Origin of the sequence: Paracraurococcus lichenis (assembly GCF_030657435.1) — a bacterium.
In the GTDB taxonomy this organism is placed as follows: domain Bacteria; phylum Pseudomonadota; class Alphaproteobacteria; order Acetobacterales; family Acetobacteraceae; genus Paracraurococcus; species Paracraurococcus lichenis.
On sequence record NZ_JAUTWS010000032.1, the window covers coordinates 31,184 to 51,328 of the forward strand.

The 20,145-nt window shown below is 74.9% G+C and carries 17 protein-coding genes; 7 read left to right on the forward strand and 10 right to left on the reverse strand.

Annotated elements, in window-relative coordinates; translation table 11 throughout:
• Window positions 1-10: 10 nt before the first annotated feature.
• Together Q7A36_RS25150 and Q7A36_RS25155 are read right to left on the reverse strand one after the other, a co-directional pair.
• Window positions 11-709 carry a CBS domain-containing protein gene (locus Q7A36_RS25150; RefSeq protein ID WP_305106515.1) on the reverse strand — a complete coding sequence of 233 codons (699 nt, stop codon included), beginning with the start codon at window positions 707-709 and terminating at the stop codon, window positions 11-13.
• A 103-nt stretch (window positions 710-812) separates the two neighbouring features.
• Entirely contained in the window at window positions 813-1,550 is a 738-nt protein-coding gene (locus Q7A36_RS25155) for a hypothetical protein (RefSeq protein WP_305106516.1), read from the reverse strand.
• A gap of 247 nt (window positions 1,551-1,797) precedes the next feature.
• Between Q7A36_RS25155 and Q7A36_RS25160 the strand changes: the two genes are divergently transcribed.
• The gene (locus tag Q7A36_RS25160) at window positions 1,798-2,403 is read left to right on the forward strand and encodes a YjbF family lipoprotein (protein WP_305106517.1); all 606 of its coding nucleotides are present in this window, start codon (window positions 1,798-1,800) and stop codon (window positions 2,401-2,403) included.
• 36 nt (window positions 2,404-2,439) lie between these two features.
• Here the strand turns inward: Q7A36_RS25160 and Q7A36_RS25165 are convergent, their stop codons facing one another.
• A complete protein-coding gene (locus Q7A36_RS25165) occupies window positions 2,440-3,495 on the reverse strand; it encodes a glycosyltransferase family 4 protein (protein WP_305106518.1) in 1,056 nt (351 codons plus the stop codon).
• 378 nt (window positions 3,496-3,873) lie between these two features.
• On the opposite strand from Q7A36_RS25165, the gene Q7A36_RS25170 reads away from it, so the two are divergent.
• A complete protein-coding gene (locus tag Q7A36_RS25170) occupies window positions 3,874-4,455 on the forward strand; it encodes a hypothetical protein (RefSeq protein WP_305106519.1) in 582 nt (193 codons plus the stop codon).
• Between the two features lie 64 nt (window positions 4,456-4,519).
• On the opposite strand, the gene Q7A36_RS25175 is transcribed toward Q7A36_RS25170, so the two are convergent.
• On the reverse strand, window positions 4,520-6,601 hold the full coding sequence (locus Q7A36_RS25175) for a YjbH domain-containing protein (RefSeq protein ID WP_305106520.1): 2,082 nt from the start codon (window positions 6,599-6,601) through the stop codon (window positions 4,520-4,522).
• 202 nt (window positions 6,602-6,803) lie between these two features.
• Window positions 6,804-9,632 (reverse strand): polysaccharide biosynthesis/export family protein, encoded by a 2,829-nt coding sequence (locus Q7A36_RS25180; protein ID WP_305106521.1) that lies wholly within the window; start codon window positions 9,630-9,632, stop codon window positions 6,804-6,806.
• 82 nt (window positions 9,633-9,714) lie between these two features.
• On the opposite strand from Q7A36_RS25180, the gene Q7A36_RS25185 reads away from it, so the two are divergent.
• The 4 genes from Q7A36_RS25185 to Q7A36_RS25200 are packed head-to-tail and all read left to right on the forward strand — an operon-like array spanning window position 9,715 to window position 14,328.
• The gene (locus Q7A36_RS25185; RefSeq protein WP_305106522.1) at window positions 9,715-11,469 is read left to right on the forward strand and encodes a heparinase II/III family protein; all 1,755 of its coding nucleotides are present in this window, start codon (window positions 9,715-9,717) and stop codon (window positions 11,467-11,469) included.
• Window positions 11,470-11,493: 24 nt separating this feature from the next.
• On the forward strand, window positions 11,494-12,369 hold the full coding sequence (locus Q7A36_RS25190; RefSeq protein WP_305106523.1) for a hypothetical protein: 876 nt from the start codon (window positions 11,494-11,496) through the stop codon (window positions 12,367-12,369).
• On the forward strand, window positions 12,366-13,592 hold the full coding sequence (locus Q7A36_RS25195) for an O-antigen ligase family protein (protein ID WP_305106524.1): 1,227 nt from the start codon (window positions 12,366-12,368) through the stop codon (window positions 13,590-13,592). The genes Q7A36_RS25190 and Q7A36_RS25195 overlap by 4 nt, the downstream gene beginning before the upstream one ends.
• Window positions 13,585-14,328 (forward strand): sugar transferase, encoded by a 744-nt coding sequence (locus Q7A36_RS25200; RefSeq protein ID WP_305106525.1) that lies wholly within the window; start codon window positions 13,585-13,587, stop codon window positions 14,326-14,328. The genes Q7A36_RS25195 and Q7A36_RS25200 overlap by 8 nt, the downstream gene beginning before the upstream one ends.
• Here the strand turns inward: Q7A36_RS25200 and Q7A36_RS25205 are convergent.
• Genes Q7A36_RS25205 through Q7A36_RS25225 form a run of 5 tightly spaced genes read right to left on the reverse strand, consistent with a single transcriptional unit; the run spans window position 14,228 to window position 19,420 of the window.
• On the reverse strand, window positions 14,228-15,685 hold the full coding sequence (locus tag Q7A36_RS25205; RefSeq protein ID WP_305106526.1) for a class I adenylate-forming enzyme family protein: 1,458 nt from the start codon (window positions 15,683-15,685) through the stop codon (window positions 14,228-14,230). The two genes, Q7A36_RS25200 and Q7A36_RS25205, sit on opposite strands and share 101 nt — an antisense overlap.
• Before the next feature lie 12 nt (window positions 15,686-15,697).
• The gene (locus tag Q7A36_RS25210) at window positions 15,698-16,957 is read right to left on the reverse strand and encodes an acyl-CoA dehydrogenase family protein (protein WP_305106527.1); all 1,260 of its coding nucleotides are present in this window, start codon (window positions 16,955-16,957) and stop codon (window positions 15,698-15,700) included.
• A gap of 11 nt (window positions 16,958-16,968) precedes the next feature.
• Entirely contained in the window at window positions 16,969-17,640 is a 672-nt protein-coding gene (locus tag Q7A36_RS25215) for a DUF2268 domain-containing putative Zn-dependent protease (protein ID WP_305106528.1), read from the reverse strand.
• Window positions 17,637-18,371: an alpha/beta fold hydrolase gene (locus Q7A36_RS25220; RefSeq protein WP_305106529.1), complete on the reverse strand. Its 735-nt coding sequence runs from the start codon at window positions 18,369-18,371 to the stop codon at window positions 17,637-17,639. Before Q7A36_RS25220 ends, Q7A36_RS25215 begins: the two co-directional genes overlap by 4 nt.
• Window positions 18,368-19,420 carry a M29 family metallopeptidase gene (locus tag Q7A36_RS25225; protein ID WP_305106530.1) on the reverse strand — a complete coding sequence of 351 codons (1,053 nt, stop codon included), beginning with the start codon at window positions 19,418-19,420 and terminating at the stop codon, window positions 18,368-18,370. Before Q7A36_RS25225 ends, Q7A36_RS25220 begins: the two co-directional genes overlap by 4 nt.
• Before the next feature lie 143 nt (window positions 19,421-19,563).
• Here Q7A36_RS25225 and Q7A36_RS25230 point away from each other — a divergent pair, with 143 nt between their 5' ends.
• Entirely contained in the window at window positions 19,564-20,031 is a 468-nt protein-coding gene (locus tag Q7A36_RS25230) for a MarR family winged helix-turn-helix transcriptional regulator (RefSeq protein ID WP_305106531.1), read from the forward strand.
• Window positions 20,032-20,145: the final 114 nt, after the last annotated feature.

Here is a 20,145-nt window from a genome sequence, read left to right on the forward strand (position 1 = left end):
TGGCCGGGCCTCAGACCCCGACGTAGAGATAGGTCGGCATCGGCTGGGTCAGGTCCACCACGCCCTTCACGCCCGGCACCTGCTCGGCCAGCACCTTCAGCCCGCGCCTGACCTGCTCGGTCCGCATGAAGCCGTGGAATTCCACCACGCCCTCCCTGACCTCGACCAGGGTGTAGAAGGTATCGGCCCAGGGCTCCTTGCGCATCGCCGCCAGCACCGCCTGGCGGATCCGGTCGTCGGAGAGCTCGCCCTCCAGCTTCGGCGGCGAGACCAGCGCCCGCAGCAGGTCGGCGCGGGAGACGATGCCCTTCAGCCGCCCCTCCTCCAGCACCAGCACGCGGCGGATGCCGCGCTCCTCCATCAGGTGGGCGATGTGGGTGGCGGTGTCCTGCTCGGTCACCGCCACCACGCTCTCGGTCATGATCTCCTCGGCCGTGCTGCCATGCGTGCGGGCATAGCGGTCGGCCTGCTCGCCCGGGTCGGAGAAGAGCGAGCGCAGCCAGCCCGGGCGCTCGTCCGCCTCCCCCGCCAGGCGGCGGATCAGGTCGGCCTCGGTGACGACTCCGCGCACCTTGCCCGCCTTGTCCAGGACCGGCACGGCGGAGATCCCGCGCTCCGACAGCAGCCGCGCCACCGCGATGACCGGGGTCTCCGGCGGCACGGTCACCACGTCGGGGGTCATCAGGTCGCGGGCGGTGAGCTGGGACATGGCCTGCTCCTCGAGATTCGATGCCGCCAGCCTGCGCCCGCGCGGCGCCGCCGGCCTTGAGGCAGCGCAAGACGGAAAAGGCGGTTGCGCGCCGCGGCCCCGGTCAGAAGGTCCCGCTGATGCCGAGCGTCACGCGCCGCTCGGCCTGGCCGGGGCAGGAACCGGCGAAGCGCAGCGGCGCCAGCGCGCCCCAGGCGACGACCAGGCCGAGCTCGCAGGAGAGCAGGGTGTCGGGCCCGCGCTCGGCGCCGAGGCTGCGGGTGGTGGTGACCTGGAGCTCGGTCTTCAGCGGCAGGGCCGCGGAGGGGGCCGGCAGGGCGAGCGAGGCGCGGGTCCGCAGCAGCCGCACCCCGGAGGGGCCGGTGGCGAGGCCGCCGATCCGGTCCACGACGCCGAGCGAGCCGAGCAGCTTCGCCTCTCCCGGCAGGGTCAGGATCAGGTCCTGCTGCATGGTCCCGTTCAGGCTGCGGGAGACCGGCAGCCCATGCGGGTCGCCCGCCGCCTCCACCCGGAGCTGCGGCGCGACCGCGAGCGAGAGGTGCGGCAGCAGCACCAGCTCCCGCTGTGCGCCGAGGGCGACCGCGCCATGCTCGAAGCTCGGCTCGGCGACCGGGGCGGGTTCGCGCTCGCTGGCGGACGCCTCGCCCTGGATCCAGAGGCCGCCGGCCGGCGTCTCCCAGCGCAGCTTGCCGGGCTCGGCCGGCAGCACGGAGCGGCTGTCCTGGCCGGTGAGGCGCTGGGCGGGGCTGGCATCCGGCTCCGCGAGGGCCGGCGGGGTGAGGAGGAGGCCGGCAAGGACCGGCGGGACGCATCGGCGCAGGAGGAAATGCGGCGAAATCATGGCGGAAGCCTAACCAGGCCCGATGCCGCATCTCAAGCAAGACTAACTGTTGACAACGCGCCCTGGACGATTGTGTTGCGCCGCAGCATCACATGTATCGCCGCGACTCGGTACCGCTGTCCGCGCCGCATCCGCCAGGCGAACCGCAGGGGATGACTGGTTCATGAACCATCTCTTCGATATGCGAAGTTGAGCGGGTTCCTGGAATCGCTCGCCCGACTGTGCGGAATGGCGTTAGGTTTCGATCATGCATATGGCCGCGGCCCTCGTGCTTTCCCTCCTGCTGCTGGCCGGCTGCGGCGATACGCTGTGGTCCGGGCTGCTGCCGGAACACCTGCTTTCGGAGCAGGAGGAGCCGGAGCCCGCCGGTCCCGCCCTGCGGCTGACCCTGCGCGGACGGACGCACCATGCCGCGCTGCTGCAGGCGGCCGGCGACCGGCGCCTCTGGCGCACCGCCGGCAACCTGGTGGTGGAGACGGATGGCGGCCGCGTGGTGGCGACCTCGGGCTTCGGGGAGGTGCTGGCCGCGACCCGCTTCGACGGGCCGGACCCCCTGGCCGCGCCCGCGGCGCTGCTCGACCGCCCCGCCATCGCCCGCCGCCTGGTGGACCTGATGGACGAGGATCGCGCGGTGGAGGGCATGCGCTTCGGCATCCCGGTCGAATGCCGGCTCTCGGCGCAACCCGCGGAGGAGGCGGGCCTGCTGCAGGTGGAGGAAGCCTGCCGCGCCGAGGGCGCCGGCCGCTTCACCAACCGCTTCCGGGTGCAGGCCGACAGCGGCGCGGTGCTGCAGGCGGAGCAGTGGATCGGTCCCGGCCTGCCGTTGCTGGCCGTGGAGTTTCCCGGGCCATAGGCCCTGGCGGCGCGTGCGTGCCCGGCCCCCGGGCGCCTATCCCCGCCAGCCCAGCCCGGCGCGGCGCACCCGCAGCGCCACCACCGCCAGCCAGCCGAGCTGCACCGCGAGCGCCGGCAGCACCACCAGCGGCTTCCAGAGCGGCGGCAGCCGCAGGAAGACCAGGGCGAGCGCAGCATGGAAGGCGGTGAAGCCCCAATGCGTCGCCGCCACCCGCCGCGTGCCCATGCCGGCCCGCTGCGCCATCTGGTACAGGTGGGTGCGGTGCGGCGCGCCGACCGTGTCGCCCATGACGGCACGCCGCAGCAGCGTGAAGCCGGCATCGAAGAGCAGCGCGAAGATCAGCAGCGGCACGATCAGGAAGCTCAACTGGTTCACGTCGAACCGGCTGGCCGCCACCGCCAGCACCGCCAGCATGAAGCCGGCGAACTGGCTGCCGACATCGCCCATGAAGATGCGTGCGGGGTGCAGGTTGAAGGGCAGGAAGCCGGCGAAGCCCGCGGTCAGGAACAACGCCGCGGCATAGACGAAGCCGCCGCCCTGCAGCGCCGCGATGGCGGTCAGCGCGGCGCAGGCGACCAGCAGCGTGCCGCCGACCAGGCCGTCGAGCCCGTCCATGAAGTTCACGGCATTGGTGCAGGCCAGGATCCAGAAGACCGTCAGCAGCACCCCGCCGAGGCCGAGCTCGACCGGGCCGACATAGGGGATGGCGAGGCGGGAGATGGTCAGGCCGCTCGCCACCGCGACCAGCGCGGCCGCGAGTTGCGCGCCGAAGCGCAGGCGCGCCGGCAGGCTGCGCATGTCGTCCACCAGCGCGACGCCGGCGATGGCGATGGCGGCGAGGATGACGCCGATGAATTGCCGCTCCGCGATGCGGGCCTGGTCGGCAACCTGGTAGAGCACCAGCATGCCGACGACGAAGGCGAGCACGGCGCCGACCCCGCCGCCGCGCGGCGTCGGCCGCACATGCGCGCTGCGGGCATTGGGGTGGTCGAGGATCGGGAAGGCGATCATCGCCCGCACGGCGCCGGCGGAGAGCAGGGCCAGCAGGCAGGCGAAGACCAGGTGCTGGGAAAGGGCGGCCAGGGTCATTGCGGACGGGGTGTGCAGCCTCTCAATTGACGGGACAAGCCTTCCCGCGAAAGAACGCCCGGCCGGCGGGCCGCGGCCCGCGGTCGGGCCGGACCTGCCGACGCGGCGACGGCCCCGCGGAGCGGTCGCCTCCGGCCCGGCGGCGCGGCGTCCGGGGCCGTTTCCCCGCAGGCGCGGTGGTCATTGCGCTGGCGATCGCGTAGCGGTGATGCCGAAACATGCGAAGCCTCTGCGACAAGTGCCAGCCGGTCCGGGGCGCGCATGGCAAGGCCGCTCGCCACCGCATGACCAGCCTGCCGGGACCATCCATGGCCGAGGCAATCCGGCTGCGACCGGAGCCCGGCCGGCATGCCGCATAGAGGCGGCGGGAGGCACGCCATGCGCATCAAGGGCGATGCGGCGGATTATTGCATCCAGTGGCACTGGTTCGGCGGGCAGGGCGCCTTCGGCGAACTGGCGAATTTCCTTCGCAACATCCCGACCGATCTCGATGTCGAGGTCGACAAGCAGTACCCCAACCAACCCGGCGGCTATACCTCCGAATGGCGGCTGACGGCCGAGACCTGGCGGCAACTCTGGCACTACATCCAGTACGACGTGGCGCAGAAGATGCGGCACCCCGTCTCGCGCGCGGTCGTGCTGCTCGTGCACAACGGCGCCGGCGGGGGTGGGGCGAAGGCCAGCCTGTGGCTGATGTATCCCGAATGCGCAGGCCTGATCGAAGTGCGGTCCTGCGTCCGATGCCACTCCACCTGGAACCAGGCCGAGCTGAATACCGGAACCGGTCTGGATCTCGAGACCATGCTGATCAACGAGATCCCGATCAAGTTCTGGGACCCCGACTTCGCGCACAAGCATCTGGCGCAGAAGCCGCTCCCCAGGATCCCGCCGTCGAAGGCCCAGCCGGCGCCGAGGCGCACGGCCCTGTCCATGGGCGGCCACCGGCAGGCGCGGGCCTGAAGGTCCGGCGGCCGGCCGGTCCACGCCATCCGGGGCCGCGGCGGGCGGACATGGCCCGGGCGCATTACCGCAGGAAGCCCATATACCCCCGCGCCAGCGCATCCACCCGCCCCTCCCGCGTCACCTCCCAGAGCGGGTTGTCCACCACCAGCCGCTGCCCGCCGTCGCGGATCACCGGCCGGATCACCGCGCCGGCCCGCGCCGCCGTCTCCGGCCCGAGGAGCTGCAGCGGAATGCGCAGGAAGATCCCCTTGTCGAAGCTGCCCTCGCCGAAGCGGCGGAAGGGCACGTCGGTGAGGGTGGCGAAGGCGCCCACCTCGATGCCGCTCTCGAATCGCCGGCCGACCTCGATGGTCCCGCCCCAGTCGCCGGCCAGGTACCGCCCGGCCCGCAGCACCGTGTAGAGGTTCCAGACCGGCAGGTCGGCGTAAAGCGAGGCATGGCCGGTCGCCACGCTGTATCCCAGCGCCCCGAAGCCGCCGTGGTAGTCGCGCTGCGCCACCCAGGCCAGGTCGATCCCGAGGGCGAGCGGCCGGTCATGCGGCCGCCACAGCACCTCCCCCTGCACCCCCTGGAACATCGGCTCGAGCAGCCCGCCGGTGACCCGCGCGAACCAGTCCGGCGCGAGCGCCCAGATCCGCTCGGCATAGAGGGTCGGGAGGGACGTCTTCCCCTCCCGCGCATAGCGGGCGATGTCGCTGCGGACATGCGGCAGGCGGCTGTCGGAGGGGCGGCCCTCGTCCAGGTTGCCGGCCACCGCCTGCGCGAGGCTGCCGGCGAGGGCGAACCCCTCCCCGAGGCCATGACGCGCCCCGGCCACCACCCCCGCCTGCCAGCGGACCCCGGCGCCGGGATCGCCGAGTTGCAGGGCGACCCGCGGCTCGATGGCCCAGGCGAGGCCCGGCGCCGCCAGCCCGGGCCCGGCCGGCCGCGCCGCCTGCAGGGAGGAGGTCGCCAGTACCTCCTCCGCGCTGCCCAGGCCGGCGGCGGCGCCCTCCATCGCCTCCCGCAGCACCACCAGCCGCGCGACCGGGGCGCCGAACCGGTGCCAGGCGACCTCGATCCGCTCCACCTCCGGCGGCAGGTGCGGCTGCGCCGCCCGCACCACCCGCCCGGCCACCTGGGCGAGGGTCGGGAAGCGCCCGCCCTCCACCGCGATCCGCGCCTCCGCCCCGGCGACCTCGATGCCGAGCGGGCGGAAGCCGGCGCCCACCAGCGCCCCGGCGAGCGCGGCCTCGGAGCCGGTCTCCGGCCGCGCCGCCATCGGCGGCGGGGCCCGGCGCGGCGCCGCCGGCGGCCGGGCCGGGTCCATCCGTAGGGAGACCCGCAGCAGCGCATCCGTCCCGTGGACGAAGTGGGCGCCGACATCGAGCCAGTCGTTCGGCTGCCATTGCAGGCCGAGATTGAGCCGCGACCGCGCCTCGCCCCGCAGGTCCGTGCTGCGCGCGGGATAGCCGCCGCGCTCGTCCCGCAGCGCGTCGCCGGACCACTCGGCCTTGAGGCGCAGCCCCTCCATATCGCCGAAAGGGGTGGGCAGCGCGGGCAGGCTCCACTCGACGCCGCCGAACAGCGCCACATCCTCGCCGCGGAACCAGCTTCCGAAGGCGGGCGTGCCGCCCTGGCCCACATCCCGCCGCCGCGGCCGGCGGCCGAGCGGGTTGGGCAGGTCCGCACCGGTCCCCAGCCGCCCCCAGCCCATCCCCAGCGTCAGGTCCAGCGGCCCGAAGCGCTTGGACGCCACGACATACTCGCCGCCATAGATCCCGGTGCCCGCGGCATCCTGCAGCCCGACGGCGAGCGCCGGGCGCCAGGGCCCCTCCTCCCAGAGCCGGAGCTTCAGGTCGAAGGCCCGGTCGTTGGTCGTGCCCCAGCCGCGGGTGCCGTCCAGCCGGTCCGTCAGACGGAAGGTGGTCTCGAGGAAAGGCAGCGCCTGGAAGGAGAGGAACCAGAACTGCCGCTGCCGCCGCAGCGCCGCCCCGGCCTCCAGCGTCGCGTCCGGCCGGAACCGGGCATTGCGCATCTCCACCAGCCCGGCGCCGCCATAGTCGGAGCCGGTCGCGGGCACCTCCTGCGCCAGCGCGCCGGTCGAGAGGACGAGGCACAGGGCCAGCCACCCGGGGAGGGCGCTGCCCTCCCCGGACCCCACTCGCCAAGGGCTTAAGGCCCTTGGATCCCGAGAGTCATCGCCATGGGAGGGACCCCCAGCGGGGGTCCCTCCCATGGCGATAAACCCACGCCGGTCCAGGGGTCGCTTGACCCCTGGCGGGGGGTCGAGGGGGGCAGGGGCACCCCATCGTGCCTCGCACGATGGGGACCCCGCAGCGCCCCCCTCGTGACGCGCCCCGGGCCTAGCGCCCACTCGACCGCACGATGACCGCGAGGGCCGCGCTCGACAGCGCGACCTGCGAGAGCACCTGCGTGACGTCGCGCAGGAACCCCCAGGTCTCGTAGGGCGAGGGGTCCTGCGGCACCACCACGGTGCTGCCGGGCGGGATCGGCGGCCCGCCGGCCTGCCAGGCGCCGAGGCCGGCGGGCGCCGACTGCCCGTTGGGCAGCACCACGAAGGCGCGGCCGCTATCGGCGAAGCGCTGCTCGCCGCCGGCGGCGCGGACATACTCGCCGGCCTTCCAGCCCGTCGCGAATTGCAGGCTGCCCGGGTTCAGCACGGCGCCCACCACCGTCACCTCGTTCGGGCGCTTCGGCATGGCGACCAGGTCGCCCGGCTCCATCAGCACATCCAGGTCGGGCCGGCCGGCGAGGACCACCGGATTCGCTTCCACCACCATCCGCCCCGCCGCCCGCGCCTGCCGCAGCGACCCCGCCAGCGCCTGCCCGGCCTGGATGGCGCCGGAGAGGTCGGTCGAGCCGCGCATGCCCGCCACTGCCTGGCCCGCCGCGACCTGCATCAGCCCCTGCTCCAGCTCGCGCGCCGTGCGGGCGAAGCCCTCCTGCTGGCGCTGCCGCACGCTCTCCCGGCTGAAGACCGCGCCATAGGGATAGGCCTGCGCGGTCAGCCCGCCGGCGCGGGCGATCACCTCGGAGAGGCGCTCGCCGCGGCGGATGTCGTAGACGCCGGGCCGGACGAACTCGCCGACCAGGGTGACGGGCCCGGTGTCGCGGTCGCCGAAGCCGCGCGGCAGCCGCACCGCGTCGCGCGGGGAGAGGCGCACGGCGGCGAAATTGCGCGAGCGCAGGTCGAGCAGCGTGCGCGACAGCGGCAGGGTCGCGCTCTGGTCGGCCGGCTCGCGCGAGAGCTCGACCGCGGCGAGGTCGGCCGTATCGGTCGCGCCGCCGGCCGCCGCCAGCACCGACTCCAGCCCGGTGTCGTTCAGCACGGGGTAGAGGCCGGGCAGCCGCACCTCGCCCGTCAACAGGACGCTCTGGTCCAGCAGGAAGGGCAGCAGCGCGGGGTAGTCGAGGAAGACCTGCGGGCAGGGCAGCAGGCCGATATCCGGGAAGCCGGCGGCGCGGGCATGCGCGAAGCGCTGGCGGGAGGCCTGGGCGGCGACCGCCAATTGCACCAGCGCCGGGCAGGTGGCGGATGGGGCCTGGGCCGCGGCGGCGGGCGCCGGCGCGGGCGGCGTCCCCGGCATGCCCGCGGCGGTGGACAGGGGCTGCCCCGTGGCCGGCGCCGGGGCGGTCTGGTCGGGATCCGGCGCATCGCCGCGGATCGCCTGCTGCACGCCGGGGCTCGCCAGGAACAGCACGTCCGGCAGGCCGAGCAGGATGACCTCGTCGCCTTCGGCCAGCGGCAGGTCGGCCTGGCCCTGCAGCACGCGGCCGAGGTCGAAGGGCAGGAATTGCCGCGTCCGCGTCCGCGGCTCCGTCCTCCAGACCACGCCGAGCCGCGGATAGGGATCCGCCTTCACCAGCCGAGGGTCGGAGAGCAGCCCGCGCAGGTTCCGCGCCCGGCCGCCCGCGGCCCGCAGCACCGGCGCCACCACATGCCCGGCCAGCCGCAGGTCCTGCGCCACCACATCCGAGCCGGGCTCCACCCGCAGCGCATCGCCGCGGCGGAGCGCGTCGCGCGGCCCGATCTCCCGTACGCTGCGGCGGCCCTCGGCATCCGTGGTCTGCAGCAGGAAGCGGTGGCCGGTCGGCCGCAGCGGCTCGCCCGCCAGCCGCAGCAGCGTCGCCAGCGGCGCCTGCGCCGCGCCCGCGGGCAGTTCGTAGATGCCGGGCCGCGTCACCTCCCCGCCGATCGCCACCACCGCGCCGAGCGGCGGGACCAGGATCCGCTCCCCCTCCCGCAGCCTGAGGTCGGGCGCCGCGCCCTCCCCGGCGATGACGGGATAGAGGTCGAGGGTCCGCCGCCCGCCCGGCCCCTCCACCCGGATGGCGCGGAGCGAGCCGGTCCGCCGGACGCCGCCGGCCGCGACCAGCGCATCGAGCACCGAGGCCATGGAGGTCAGCGCCTGCAGCCCGGGCCGCGCCACCTCCCCGCCGACGAAGACCGCGATCTGCCGCACCTGGCCGATGGAGACGAAGACCTCCGACCCGCCGAGCTCGCGTGCGGAGCGCGCCTCGAGGTCGGCCCGCAATTCCCCGAGCGTCCGCCCGGCGGCCGGCACCGGGGCGAGGTCCGGGACCAGCAGCATGCCGTCGCGGCCGATGCGGAGGCTGAGCGTCTGCCGGGCGCGGCCCCGGAAGGCCAGGATCACCTCGTCGTCGCGGCCGAGCAGGTAATCCTCCGGCAGGGCGCCGAAGCCGATCCCGGCGGGCTGCCCGGCGGGGGTGCCGCGCAGCGACTCGTAGCCGAATTGCCGGAGTGGCGCCGACGTGCAGGGCGCGGGCTGGCAGGCGCCGCCCGCCCCGCGCGCGGCGAAGAAGGCCTCGGCCGGGGAGGGCGGGTCGTCCGGTGGCGCGGCCGGCGCGGCGATGGCCGGCGGGGGCGGGGCGAGCGGCGCCGAGGGCAGCGGGCTCGGCACCGGCCGCCCGGCGCCGGCATCGATGATCCGCTGCAGGATGTCCTGCTGGGCGGAAGGCGGCAGGCTCGGCAGCGGCAGCCCGCCCGGCAGGGTGGAGGGCAGGGCGGGCGGCGAGAGGAAGCCGCCGGGCGACCCGGTCTGCGCGCGCAGGGGCAGCGGCACCATCAGCGGCGCCAGCAGCAGCGCGATCAGGCGGCGGCAGAGGGTTGGACCGGACCGGCGCAGCAGGAAAGCCCCCCTTCCGGGCACGGAATCACATCGACGCACAGTTGCATCGAATCTGGTGGATTTTCTACTCCTGTGTTCAATGTCGTATGGCCGGCGCCTGCCGATGGTTGTGGATGCGGCCCGCCGCCTCGGGCCGCGCCCGGTGCTGCTGGCGGCCTGGCACCGGGTCGCCGGCCGCCGGATCGCGCGCGCCCGGCTGCGGGATGCCGCGCTGCCGGACGGACCTTTCCTGCCCGCCGGGGTACCGCCGGCGCGGGGCCTGCCGGCTTGGCATCGCGTCGTCCTGTTGTCGCGGGCGGCCGGGGTCGCGCCGCCGGACTGGCACGGGCCCTTTCCCGCGGACGGCCATGCGCTGCACCTCGACCTCTTCCAACCCGGCGACATCCGCCCGGTCTGGGAGCGCAACCGCTGGGCGGAATTGCCGCTGCTGGCCCAGGCGGCGCGGCTCGACCCGGGCGGCGGCCATCCCGGCCGGGCCGAGGCGCTGCTGGCGGACTGGCTGGCCGCCAATCCGCCCTTCCGCGGGCCGAACTGGGCCTGCGGGCAGGAGGCGGCGCTGCGCGCCTTGCATCTCGGCCTCGCGCTCGCGCTGCTCGGGGCGGAGCGCGCCCTGCCGCCCGGCGCCCGCGCGCTGCTCGCCCTGCATGGCTGCCGCATCGCCGCGACGCCGGCCTATGCCCTGGCGCAGGACAACAACCACACGGTCTCGGAGGCCGCCGGGCTGATGATCTGCGGGTTGCTGCTCGGCGAGGCCGGCTGGGCGCGGCGCGGCCTGCGGCGGCTGGAGGCGGCGTTGCTGCGGCTGGTCTCGCCCGAGGGGGCCTTCGCCCCGCTCTCGACCGGCTACCACCGCCTGCTGCTCGACGTGCTCTCGGTCGCCGAGTGGCTGCGGCGGCGGCTGGGCGGGCCGGCGCCGGCGGCCGCGGCCATGGAGCGGGCGGCGGCGGCCACGCGCTGGCTGCACCGCCTCGCGGCGCCGGCGACCGGCATCCTGCCGCGGCTCGGCCACCAGGACGGCTCGGCCTTTGCCGATCTCGCCCTGGCCGGCCCGGACGATGCCAGGCCGAGCCTCGAGCGCGCCGCACGGCTGTTCTGCGGCGGCTCCATCGGCGCGCGCGAGGAGCCGGGCTGCCTCTGGCTCGGCCTGCCGGCCGGCCCCGTGTTGCCGGCGCCGCCGGCGGCCTGGGCCGGGCCGGGGCTGCGGGGCTGGCAGGCCGAGGGCGCACGCGCCGTCCTCCGCACCGGCCCGCTGCGCTTCCGCCCCGGCCAGGCCGACCTGCTGCATCTCGAGCTCTGGGACGAGGGGCTGGCGCTGCTGCGCGACGGCGGCACCGGCGCCTACAACCCGCCGCCCGACCAGGCCTGGTGGCACGCGCATTTCACCGGCACCGCGGCGCACAACACCATCGCCTTCGACGGCGAGGACCAGATGCCGAGGGTCTCGCGCTTCCTCTTCGCCCGCTGGCCGCGGACGGGCGACCTGCCGGACGGCGCCTGGATCGAGGACTGGCGCGGCCGGCGCCATGCCCGCCGCCTCCGCGTCGAGGGACGCCGCTGGATCGTGGAGGACGTGATCTCCGGCCCCTTCCGGGAGGCGGTGCTGCGCTGGCGCCTCGCCCCCTCCGCCTGGCGGCTGCTGCCGGACGGGGTGGAGGGGCCGCTCGGGTCGCTCCGCATCGGCGCCGATGCGCCGGTCGCGGTCCGGCTGGAGCCGGGCTGGGAGAGCCCGGCCTATGGCTGCGTCCGGCCGGCGCCCGTGCTGCTGGCCCGCGTCTGTTCGCCGGTCACAAGTCTCAAAACTGTGATTCAATGCCCTGCGCAATCCTGGGTTGATTCTCGCCATTCCGTGTACAAATAGGCCGCGCCTGGAGGCGGAGGCCGAATGCCGCTGGACCTGCTGCTGCGGCGCCTGTGGAAGACACGCTGGCGGATCGCCCTGGCCGTGCTCGGCCTCTATGCGGTGCTGGCCGGCCTCCTGTTCTCCCTGCCGCGCCGCTACGTGGCGCAGGCCATCGTCGCCCCGGCCGAGACGACCAGCATGGCCACGTCCACCCTGCTCGCGCCGGTGCCGCTGGTCGGGGCCGGGCTGCCGGACGACCGGCCCAGCGGCAATTTCGCCGTCTACCTGGATGCGCTGCGCGCGCCCGAGGCGGTGGCGATGCTCGCCCGCGACACCGGCCTGCTGGCCTACCTGACCGCGCTGCGGGGGGAGGCGCCGCTCGGCTGGATCCGCCGGGCCTTCGACCTGCGGCTCGCGGCCGACCTCGACGACGCCCAGACCTGGCTGGAGCAGAGCCTGGCCGTCACCCAGAACATCGCCACCGTCACCGTCACCCTGACGCTCGCGCACCGCGACCGGGAGGCCGCGCTGGACGCGCTGCAACGGCTGCACGCCGAGGCCGAGGCGAAGGTGCGCGCCGACCTCGCCGGCCTCGCCCGCCGGCGCATCGCGGCGATCGAGGCGCGGCTGGCGATGGAGCGTGACCTCTATCTCCGCAACGCCCTCTATGACCTGCTCGGCCAGCAGCAGCGCGGCGCGCTGGTGGTCGCGGCGGATGAGGCGGTCGCGGCGCGGCTGGTCTCGGCGCCGATGGTCGAGATCCGGCCCTCCCTGCCGAACCGGCCGCTGCTGCTCCTGCTGCTCGCCGTCGCCGCTCTGCTCGCGGCCGTGGCGGCGGCGGCCCTGGCGATCCTGCTACGCCATGCCGCGCGGCTGCCGGCGGTGCCGCCGCAGGCGATCCGGGCGGCGGCGGAGTGACCGCGCGCGCCGGTCCCGGGCTGCTCGCGGCCGCTGCCGGGCTGCTGGCGGCGGTGCTGCAATTCGCCGGCGCGCTGAAGTCGCTGCCCGGCCTCGCCGTGCTGCCGCTGGACCTGACCCTGCTGGCGGCGCTCGGCCTGTTGCCGCTGCTCGGCCTGCTGGCGGTGGGCCGGGCCTGGGTTTTGCGGCCGGTGCTGGCCGGCTCCCTGCTGGCGGCGGCGCTGCTGCTGCTCTGGCTGGTGCTGGCCGGGGGCTGGAGCGCCTCGCGCGCCGTGCTGGCGGAGAAGCTGCCGCAACTCGTCCTGCTCGGTCCCGCCATGCTGCTGGCCGGGCTGCTGGTCGGGGCGGAGGAGGCGGTCCTCCGCCGCTTCGCCCTGGCGGTGGTTGGGATCGGGCTGCTGGTCGGCGCGGCGACGGCCTGGGGGGTGGCGAGCGGGCAGGTGGTGCTGGGCGGCGCTGTCGGCGCGGATCCGGAGAGGCTGCGCGTGCAGTACCAGCTTGCCGGCCTCGCCATCGCCTGCGGCGGCGGGGTCGCGGCGGTGCGGCTGGCGGAGGGCGGCGGGGCCGGGCGGCTGACCTGGCTGGCGGTGCTGCTGGCGCTCGCCGCCGCGGTGCTGGTGCCGGGCGGGCGGGCGGCGCTGCTCGGCCTCGGGCTCGGCGCGGCGGGGGCGCCGGCGCTGCTGCTGGCGCTGCGGGGCCGGGCGGGGGCCGCGCTCGGCTGGCTGGCCGGCATGGCGCTGCTCGGCGCCGGCGGGCTGGCCGCCTTGCTGGCCCTGCCGGGGGCCGAGCCCGGCCTGCGGACGCTCGAGCGGCTCTTCGGCGATCCGGCGACCGCGACGCCCGCCCGGCTGATCCTCTGGGGGGAGGCGCTGCGCTGGGCCGGGCTGGCGGCGCCCTGGGGCCTCGGCACCGGCGGCTTCACCCTGGCCGCCGGCAGCGGCGATGCCCGGGCGCTGCATCCGCACAACCATGCGCTGGAGGCGTTGGCCGAGGGCGGGCTGCCCGGCCTGCTGCTCTGGCTGCTGGCCTTCGGCGGCGGCGCGCTGGTCGCGCTGCGGGAGATGCGGCGGGTCGCGCCGGGGCGCGCGGCGCGGATCGCGGCGCTGACCCTGCCGGTCGCGCTGACGGCCATGGTCTCGACCGATCTCGGCAACCGCATGGTCTGGTTCGGGCTCGGCCTGCTGCTCTCGCTCGCGGTGGAGGCACGCCCCAGACATGTATGAGCGCTGGGGCAAGCGGGCCTTCGACATCGGGGCGGCGGCGCTGCTGCTGCTGGCGACGGCGCCGCTGCTGGCCATGGCGGCGCTCGCGGTGCTCGGCGTGCTCGGCCGCCCGGTGCTGTTCCGGCAATGGCGCAGCGGCCGGGACGGCCGGCCCTTCCGGGTGCTGAAGCTGCGCAGCCTGCGCGCCGGCCCGGGCCCGGATGCCGAGAGGCTCGGCCGCTTCGGCCGGCTGCTGCGGGCGAGCGCCATCGACGAACTGCCGCAACTCCTGCAGGTGCTGCGGGGCGAGATGAGCCTGGTCGGGCCGCGGCCGCTGCCGGTGGAGTACCTGCCGCGCTTCACCCCGGCGCAGCGGCGGCGGCTGCGGGTGCGTCCCGGCCTCTGCGGCCTGGCGCAGGCCGAGGGGCGCAATGCCGTGCCCTGGGCGCGGCGCCTCGCGCTCGATGTCCGCTACGCCGCGGCGCCGCCGACGCTGGCGGGCGACCTCGCCATCATGCTGCGCTGCGCCGCCCTGCTGCTGCGGGGCCGCGGTGCGGCGGCGCCCGGCCATGCCACCATGCCGGCCTTCCAGGGGAGGCCGCGCCGGCTGCGCCCTGCGCAGGACCGGCTGACCCCGGCGGCGCGCGGCGCCGTCGCTATCCGCCCCGCGCCAGCGCCCGCAGCGCCTCGACCTGCACCTTCCCCAGCACCGTCCGCGGCAGCGCGGGCACCACCACGACGTCCCGCGGATGCTTGAAACGGGCAAGCTGCCCCGCGAAATGGCGCAGCAGGGCGTCGCGGTCGAAGCCCTCGCCGGGCACCACGACCAGGACCGGCACCTCGCCCCAGCGCGGGTCGGGCCGGCCGCAGACCGCGCCCTCGGCGACGCCCGGGGCATCGCGCAGCACGCGCTCCAGCTCGGCCGGGTAGATGTTCTCGCCGCCCGAGATGATCACGTGCTTCAGCCGGTCGGTGAACCAGTAGCGGCCCTCCGCATCGCGGACGCCGACATCGCCCGAGGCGAACCAGCCCCCGCGGAAGGCGGCCTCCGTCGCCTCCGGCGCCTGCCAGTAGCCGCGCGCCAGGTTGGCGCCGCGCAGCTGGATCTCGCCCGGCATGCCGTCCGGCAGCGCGCGCCCCGCGGCGTCCACCACCCGCGCCGCGGCATGCAGCGCGGGCCGGCCGAGGCTCCCGGGCGCGGCCAGCGCCTCCGCCCGCGTCTGCACGATGGCGATCGGGCAGGTCTCGGTCGCGCCATAGACCTGCTGCACCGGCACGCCGCGCGCGTGGAAGGCCTCGATCAACGGCAGCGGCACCTCGGAGGAGCCGGCGCCGGCCGCGCGCAGCGAGGAGAGGTCCGCCGCTGCCCAGCCGGGATGCGCGACGAGGGCCTGCATGACAGCCGGCACCAGCAGCGTCAGGGTCGGGCGATGCGCCGCGAGGGCGGCGAGGAAGGCCGCCGGGTCGAAGCGCGGCAGCAGCACCACCTCCGCCCCCGCCATGAGCGCCGGCGTGGTCTGGATGTTGAGCCCGCCGACATGGAACATCGGCAGCACGGTCAGCACGCGGTCGGCGGCGGTCAGGCCGAAGGCGTGCTCGGCATTCAGCGCATTGGTCCGCACCGCCCGCTGGTCCAGCAGCGCGCCCTTCGGCCGGCCGGTGGTGCCGGAGGTATAGACCAGCAGCACCGGGTCGTCGTCGCCGCCCATCGCCGCGGGCGCCGGCGCATCGGCCTCCGCCGCCTCCGCGGCCAGCAGCGCGCAGCCCGGCGGCAGCGCCCGGTGCGCCGCCTCCGCCATGTCGGCGGTGGCGAGCAGCAGGCCAGCGCCGCTGTCCTCGAGGATGAAGCGCAGCTCCGGCGCGGCGAGGCGCCAGTTCAGCGGCACCTGGATGGCGCCGAGCCGCGCGCAGGCGAAGAGCAGCACGAGCTGCGCGGGATGGTTGGCGCCGAGGAAGGCGACGCGGTCGCCGCGGCCGATGCCGCGCGCCGCGAGCATCGCCGTGCAGGCGAGGATGCGCCGCTGCAGCCCGGCATAGGCGATGGCCTCGCCCTCGAAGCCGATCGCGGTGGCCTGCGGCCGCGCCGCGGCGTGCTCCTCGATCCAGCGCCACATCAGGCCGCAGCCTCAGTCATCCGTCTCGCCCTTCTCGTAGAGGGCGTCGCGGCCGATGCGGTCGATGCAGAGCTCGGCCGTCCAGGGCAGCATGAGCGAGCCGCAGCGGGCATCGCGGTAGATGCGCTCGAGCGGCAGGGTCTTCAGCATGGACTGCCCGCCGCAGGTGCGCACCGCCCTGGCCGCCAGCGCGGCGGCGTTCTCCATCACCGTGTGCTGCGCCGCCCAGGCGCGCAGGACCTGCTCCTTCAAGGGATCGGGCCTTGCATCGGTGATCGCCTGGAACCAGAGCGCCTTGGTCTGCTCCAGCATGACGCGCATCTCGGCGACCGCGATCTGCTTGGTGGGATACATGCGGCGCTTGACCGGCGGCATGCCCGGCCATTCGCCGCGGAGATAGGCGACGGTGAAGTCGTAGGCGGCCTGCGCCAGGCCCATATAGGTGGGCGAGAGGGTCATGAACATGTGCGGCCAGCGCGTCGCCGCCTGGAAGTAGAGGCCGGGCGGCATCAGCGCCGCGTCCTCCTCCACGAAGACATCCCTGAAGAGCAGGTTGCGCGAGACGGTGCCGCGCATGCCGAGCGGGTCCCAGTCCCCCTCGACGGTCACGCCCGGCGCGTCGCGCGGCACCGCGAGGTAGAGCGTGTCGCGGCGCGAGAGCCGGTCCTCGCCTTCCTTCACCTCGGTGCAGAGCACGCCGTAGAAGTCCGCATGGCCGGCGAGGCTCGCAAAGATCTTCTTGCCGCTGACGAGGTAGCCGCCCGGCACGCGCCGCGCCGTGGTGCCGAAGGCGACGCCGCCGGCGGCCGCCGCGCCGCCCTCGGAGAAGGGCTGCGCATAGACCGCGCCGTCGCGCAGGATGCGGTCGTAATGCTTCTGCCGGCGACGGCGGTGCTCGTCGCGCAGCGCCGGGTCCATCTCCAGGTCCTCGGTCAGCGCGCCGGTCCAGAGCGTGCTGCAGACATGCATGTTCCAGGTCAGCGCGGTGGCGCCGCAATAGCGGCCCATCTCCGCCGCGGTCAGGCAATAGGCCCGGAAATCGGCGCCGAGGCCGCCCTCCTCGCGCGGGATGCAGATGCCGAGCAGCCCCTTGCCGTGCATGTCGCGGTAGTTGTCGGTCGGGAAGCTCGCCTCCCGGTCCCAGCGCGCGGCGCGCGGGGCGAGGACGGCCTGGCCGAAGGCGCGGGCGCGGGCGGTGAGTTCCGCCTCCTGCGCCGTCAGGCGGAAGGCCTCGGGGTCGAAGATCGGCGCGTCGGCCGGGCGTTCGGGCATGGGTGCTTCCCTCAGGGTCGGAGCCGCGGCCAGGCATCGTCCAGCAGGTCGCGTCCCGGCGCGCCGGCGAGGCCGGAGGGCCGGGCCATGGGATGCGCGGCGAGATGCGCGCCGACCAGCAGGTAGCCCAGCCGGTAGCCCGCCCAGCGGGGCAGGCTGCGGCCATCGGCGTAGAACCAGGCGGCATGGTCGTAGCGCGGCGCGCGGAGCAGGGGCTCCGCCCGCGCCAGGACCTCGCCGCGTTCGGCCTCGGTGAAGGGCGCGTTCCAGGGCAGCGGCGGCGGGCCGAAGAGCTCGCCGGCGAAGTGGTCGGCGAGGCCTTCGCTCACCAGCGCCTCGCCGAGCGTGCGGCCATAGCCCGGGCCGGCATGACGGAGGCAGTGATGCGCCTCATGCGCCACCATGCGGCGCAGCAGGTCGCCGGCGAGGCTGCGGGGCAGGTCGGCCGAGCCGGGATCGAAGGTGAGGTCGATGCGGCCCCGGCGGAAGGCATGCGAGCCGATGCCGAGTCCGGGGATGCCGCCGCCCGGCACCGCCTGGATCACGAGGTCGACCCGCGGCCGCGGCACCGCGCGGCCGACCGCCTCGGCAGCGGCGGCGACCTCCGCCTCGATCCGGTCGCGCCAGGGCGCCAGGCTCCCCTCGGCCTCCAGCCAATGGAGGGTCCAGGCGCCGTCGCTCATCCCTCCCGCACCCCGCGGAGGAAGTCCCGCACCGCGGCATTGAAGCCGGCGGGGTCCTCGAGATGCGCGAGATGGCCGCAGCCCGGCAGCACGACGAGGCGCGCGCCGCGGATGGCGTCGCGCATGCGCTCGAGCGTCTTCGGCGGGGCGAGCGGGTCCTTCTCCCCGCCGATGATGAGCGTCGGGGCGGCGATGCGCTGCAGGTCGTCGCGCCGGTTGAAGGTCGTCAGCGTGCGGACGGTGGCGCGGTAGGCGGCCTCGGGCACCGCGGCCATGGCGGCCGTTGCCTCCTCGACCAGCGCCGGCGCGGTGCCGGGGCGGAGCATGGCCGGGATGCCCTCCCGCGCCAGGGCCGCCATGTCATGGCCGGCATCGAGCGGCGCGAGGCGGTCGCGCAGGAAGGCCTCGGCGAAGGCCGGGTCACGGCCGCCGAAAGCGGGCGTGGTGGCATAGAGCACCAGGGCGCGCACCCGCTCCGGGAAGCGGAGGGCGAAGTCCTGCGCCAGCATGCCGCCGATGGAATGGCCGATCAGGTCCACCCGCGGGATGTCCTCGGCCTCCAGCCGGTCCCGCAGCGCCCCGGACCAGGCGGCGAAGCTCGATTCCGCGAGCATGGGGCTGCCGGCATAGCCGGGCAGCGGCCAGTCCAGCACCGGGGCGGGGGCGAGGGCGGGCAGCAGCGGGCGCCAGCTCGCGCCGCCGATGCCATGCAGCAGGGTGATGGTGGTCATGCGACGAGCCTTCCTTCGACCACCACCGGCTCGCCATCCAGCGCGATGGTGCAGTTGCGGACGGGGATGTCGAAATGCCCCTCGGTGAAGCGCCCGGCGAACTCGTTCGCGCCGGTCGAGAACAGGAAATTGCCGGCGAAGGCCCGGAGCTCCGTGCCGTTGGTGTCGCGCCTGTCATACATGGCCAGCGCCTCGTAGCGCGCCCGGGGGTTCATGCCCCATCCGACATGGGAGACCGCATAGGCGGCCCGGCCGCCGCCCTCATGCTCGGCGAACGCGGAAAGATAACGCCGCATGAGTTCGGCGTCCGTTCCCTCCCCTTCGATCGAGACGATGTGGTCGTCCTCCAGCCGCAGGCGGACCGGACGTTCCAGGTAGCGCTTGAAGGTCAGGTTCACGTCGCCGGCATCCAGCACCAGGGTGCCGTTCACGCTGCTGGCGCGCGGGAAGGACACCACGACGCCCCCCGGCCAATGGGCGACCGTGCCGGGCCGGTCGGTCCAGCCCCAGACCCCGGCCGTCGCTGCCCCTTCCATCGCAATCGTGAGATCGGTGCCGGCGGCGGAGACGACCGTCATGCGTTTCGATGCACGGGCGCGCTTCACGGCGGCCTTGACCGGGGCTTCGTCCTCGGGCCGCGGCACCAGCCGCGCGAGCGCCTCCGGGTGCTCGTTGGACACCATCATCACCCGGCTGCCGGCGCGCAGGATCCCGGCCAGTTCCGGGGCGTGCAGCAGTCCTTCCAACGTGAGGTCGAGGATGAGCGGACAGGCCGCAAGCGCCGCCGATACGCCGGGATGGCCCTGCAGGGCGCGCGAGGCGCCGGTCGAGCGCACCGGCAGCGGGACGGCCTGCGGCGGGGTCGGGACCACCACCCGCATGGGCCGGCAGCCGAGCCGGAGCGCGGCCAGCTCCGCAAGATCGATGTTCAGGGCACGAGACTGGCTTTCCGCCAGGAGACAGACGGGCATGCCGGCTTCGGCCTTGCACAACCGCAGGACGGTCTCGAAGGCCTCGATCCAGGCGGCCTCGATGCGGTCGGTCAGCATGCACGTCTCCTTTCTTCGTTCCGTATCACACACGCAGAATTTATGAAGCCGCATTCATCCCTAAGGCGAACTATTTTGCGAGCAATCAAGAAAAAAGATCGGTATTATGTCGCAAATCGCCCAGCTACCGGATCGGTTACGAAATGCTGCAGCCTTCCTCCAGCCCCGCGTCAGAGCGGTTCATCGACGACTACCTTCTCTACCTCCTGGCGCGCGCCTCCCACCTGATCTCCGCCGAGTTCCACGACCAGCTCCGGCGCCGCAGCATCAGCGTGCCGGTCTGGCGGGTCCTCGCCAGCCTCGTCGGCAGCCCCGGCGAGACGGTGACCGGCTTGGCCGAGACCTGCCTGCTGCAGCAGCCCACCATGACCAAGCTGCTCGACCGCATGGTCCGCGACGGGTTGGTCCGGCGGATGCAGGATAGCAAGGACCGCCGCGTGGTGCGGGTGGCGCTGACCACGCGCGGGGAGGTGATGGCGGCCGATCTCGTGCAGGCTGCCAAGCAGCACGAGGCCGAGGTCCTCGCCCGCCACCCGGAGGCCGAGGCCCTGGCCCTCAAGAACCTGCTGCGCGGCATCATCGCCCGTCAGGCCCGCCCGCGGCGGGGCTGACCCCGCCATGCCGTCGCCAAGGACGCTGACCCGCATCATCCTGGCTCTGATGGTGATCGGCGCGGCGATCCAGGTGCTGCGGCTGGTCGCGGGGTAGCGGCCGGGCCGCAGCGA

Coding starts and splice junctions, on each gene's coding strand:
- Q7A36_RS25155 (WP_305106516.1), bottom strand. CDS start 1,550: ATGATTTCGCCGCATTTCCTCCTGCGCCGATGCGTCCCGCCGGTCCTT.
- Q7A36_RS25215 (WP_305106528.1), bottom strand. CDS start 17,640: ATGAGCGACGGCGCCTGGACCCTCCATTGGCTGGAGGCCGAGGGGAGC.
- Q7A36_RS25210 (WP_305106527.1), bottom strand. CDS start 16,957: ATGCCCGAACGCCCGGCCGACGCGCCGATCTTCGACCCCGAGGCCTTC.
- Q7A36_RS25225 (WP_305106530.1), bottom strand. CDS start 19,420: ATGCTGACCGACCGCATCGAGGCCGCCTGGATCGAGGCCTTCGAGACC.
- Q7A36_RS25170 (WP_305106519.1), top strand. CDS start 3,874: ATGCGCATCAAGGGCGATGCGGCGGATTATTGCATCCAGTGGCACTGG.
- Q7A36_RS25230 (WP_305106531.1), top strand. CDS start 19,564: ATGCTGCAGCCTTCCTCCAGCCCCGCGTCAGAGCGGTTCATCGACGAC.
- Q7A36_RS25185 (WP_305106522.1), top strand. CDS start 9,715: ATGGTTGTGGATGCGGCCCGCCGCCTCGGGCCGCGCCCGGTGCTGCTG.
- Q7A36_RS25220 (WP_305106529.1), bottom strand. CDS start 18,371: ATGACCACCATCACCCTGCTGCATGGCATCGGCGGCGCGAGCTGGCGC.
- Q7A36_RS25200 (WP_305106525.1), top strand. CDS start 13,585: ATGTATGAGCGCTGGGGCAAGCGGGCCTTCGACATCGGGGCGGCGGCG.
- Q7A36_RS25190 (WP_305106523.1), top strand. CDS start 11,494: ATGCCGCTGGACCTGCTGCTGCGGCGCCTGTGGAAGACACGCTGGCGG.
- Q7A36_RS25165 (WP_305106518.1), bottom strand. CDS start 3,495: ATGACCCTGGCCGCCCTTTCCCAGCACCTGGTCTTCGCCTGCCTGCTG.
- Q7A36_RS25160 (WP_305106517.1), top strand. CDS start 1,798: ATGCATATGGCCGCGGCCCTCGTGCTTTCCCTCCTGCTGCTGGCCGGC.
- Q7A36_RS25150 (WP_305106515.1), bottom strand. CDS start 709: ATGTCCCAGCTCACCGCCCGCGACCTGATGACCCCCGACGTGGTGACC.
- Q7A36_RS25205 (WP_305106526.1), bottom strand. CDS start 15,685: ATGTGGCGCTGGATCGAGGAGCACGCCGCGGCGCGGCCGCAGGCCACC.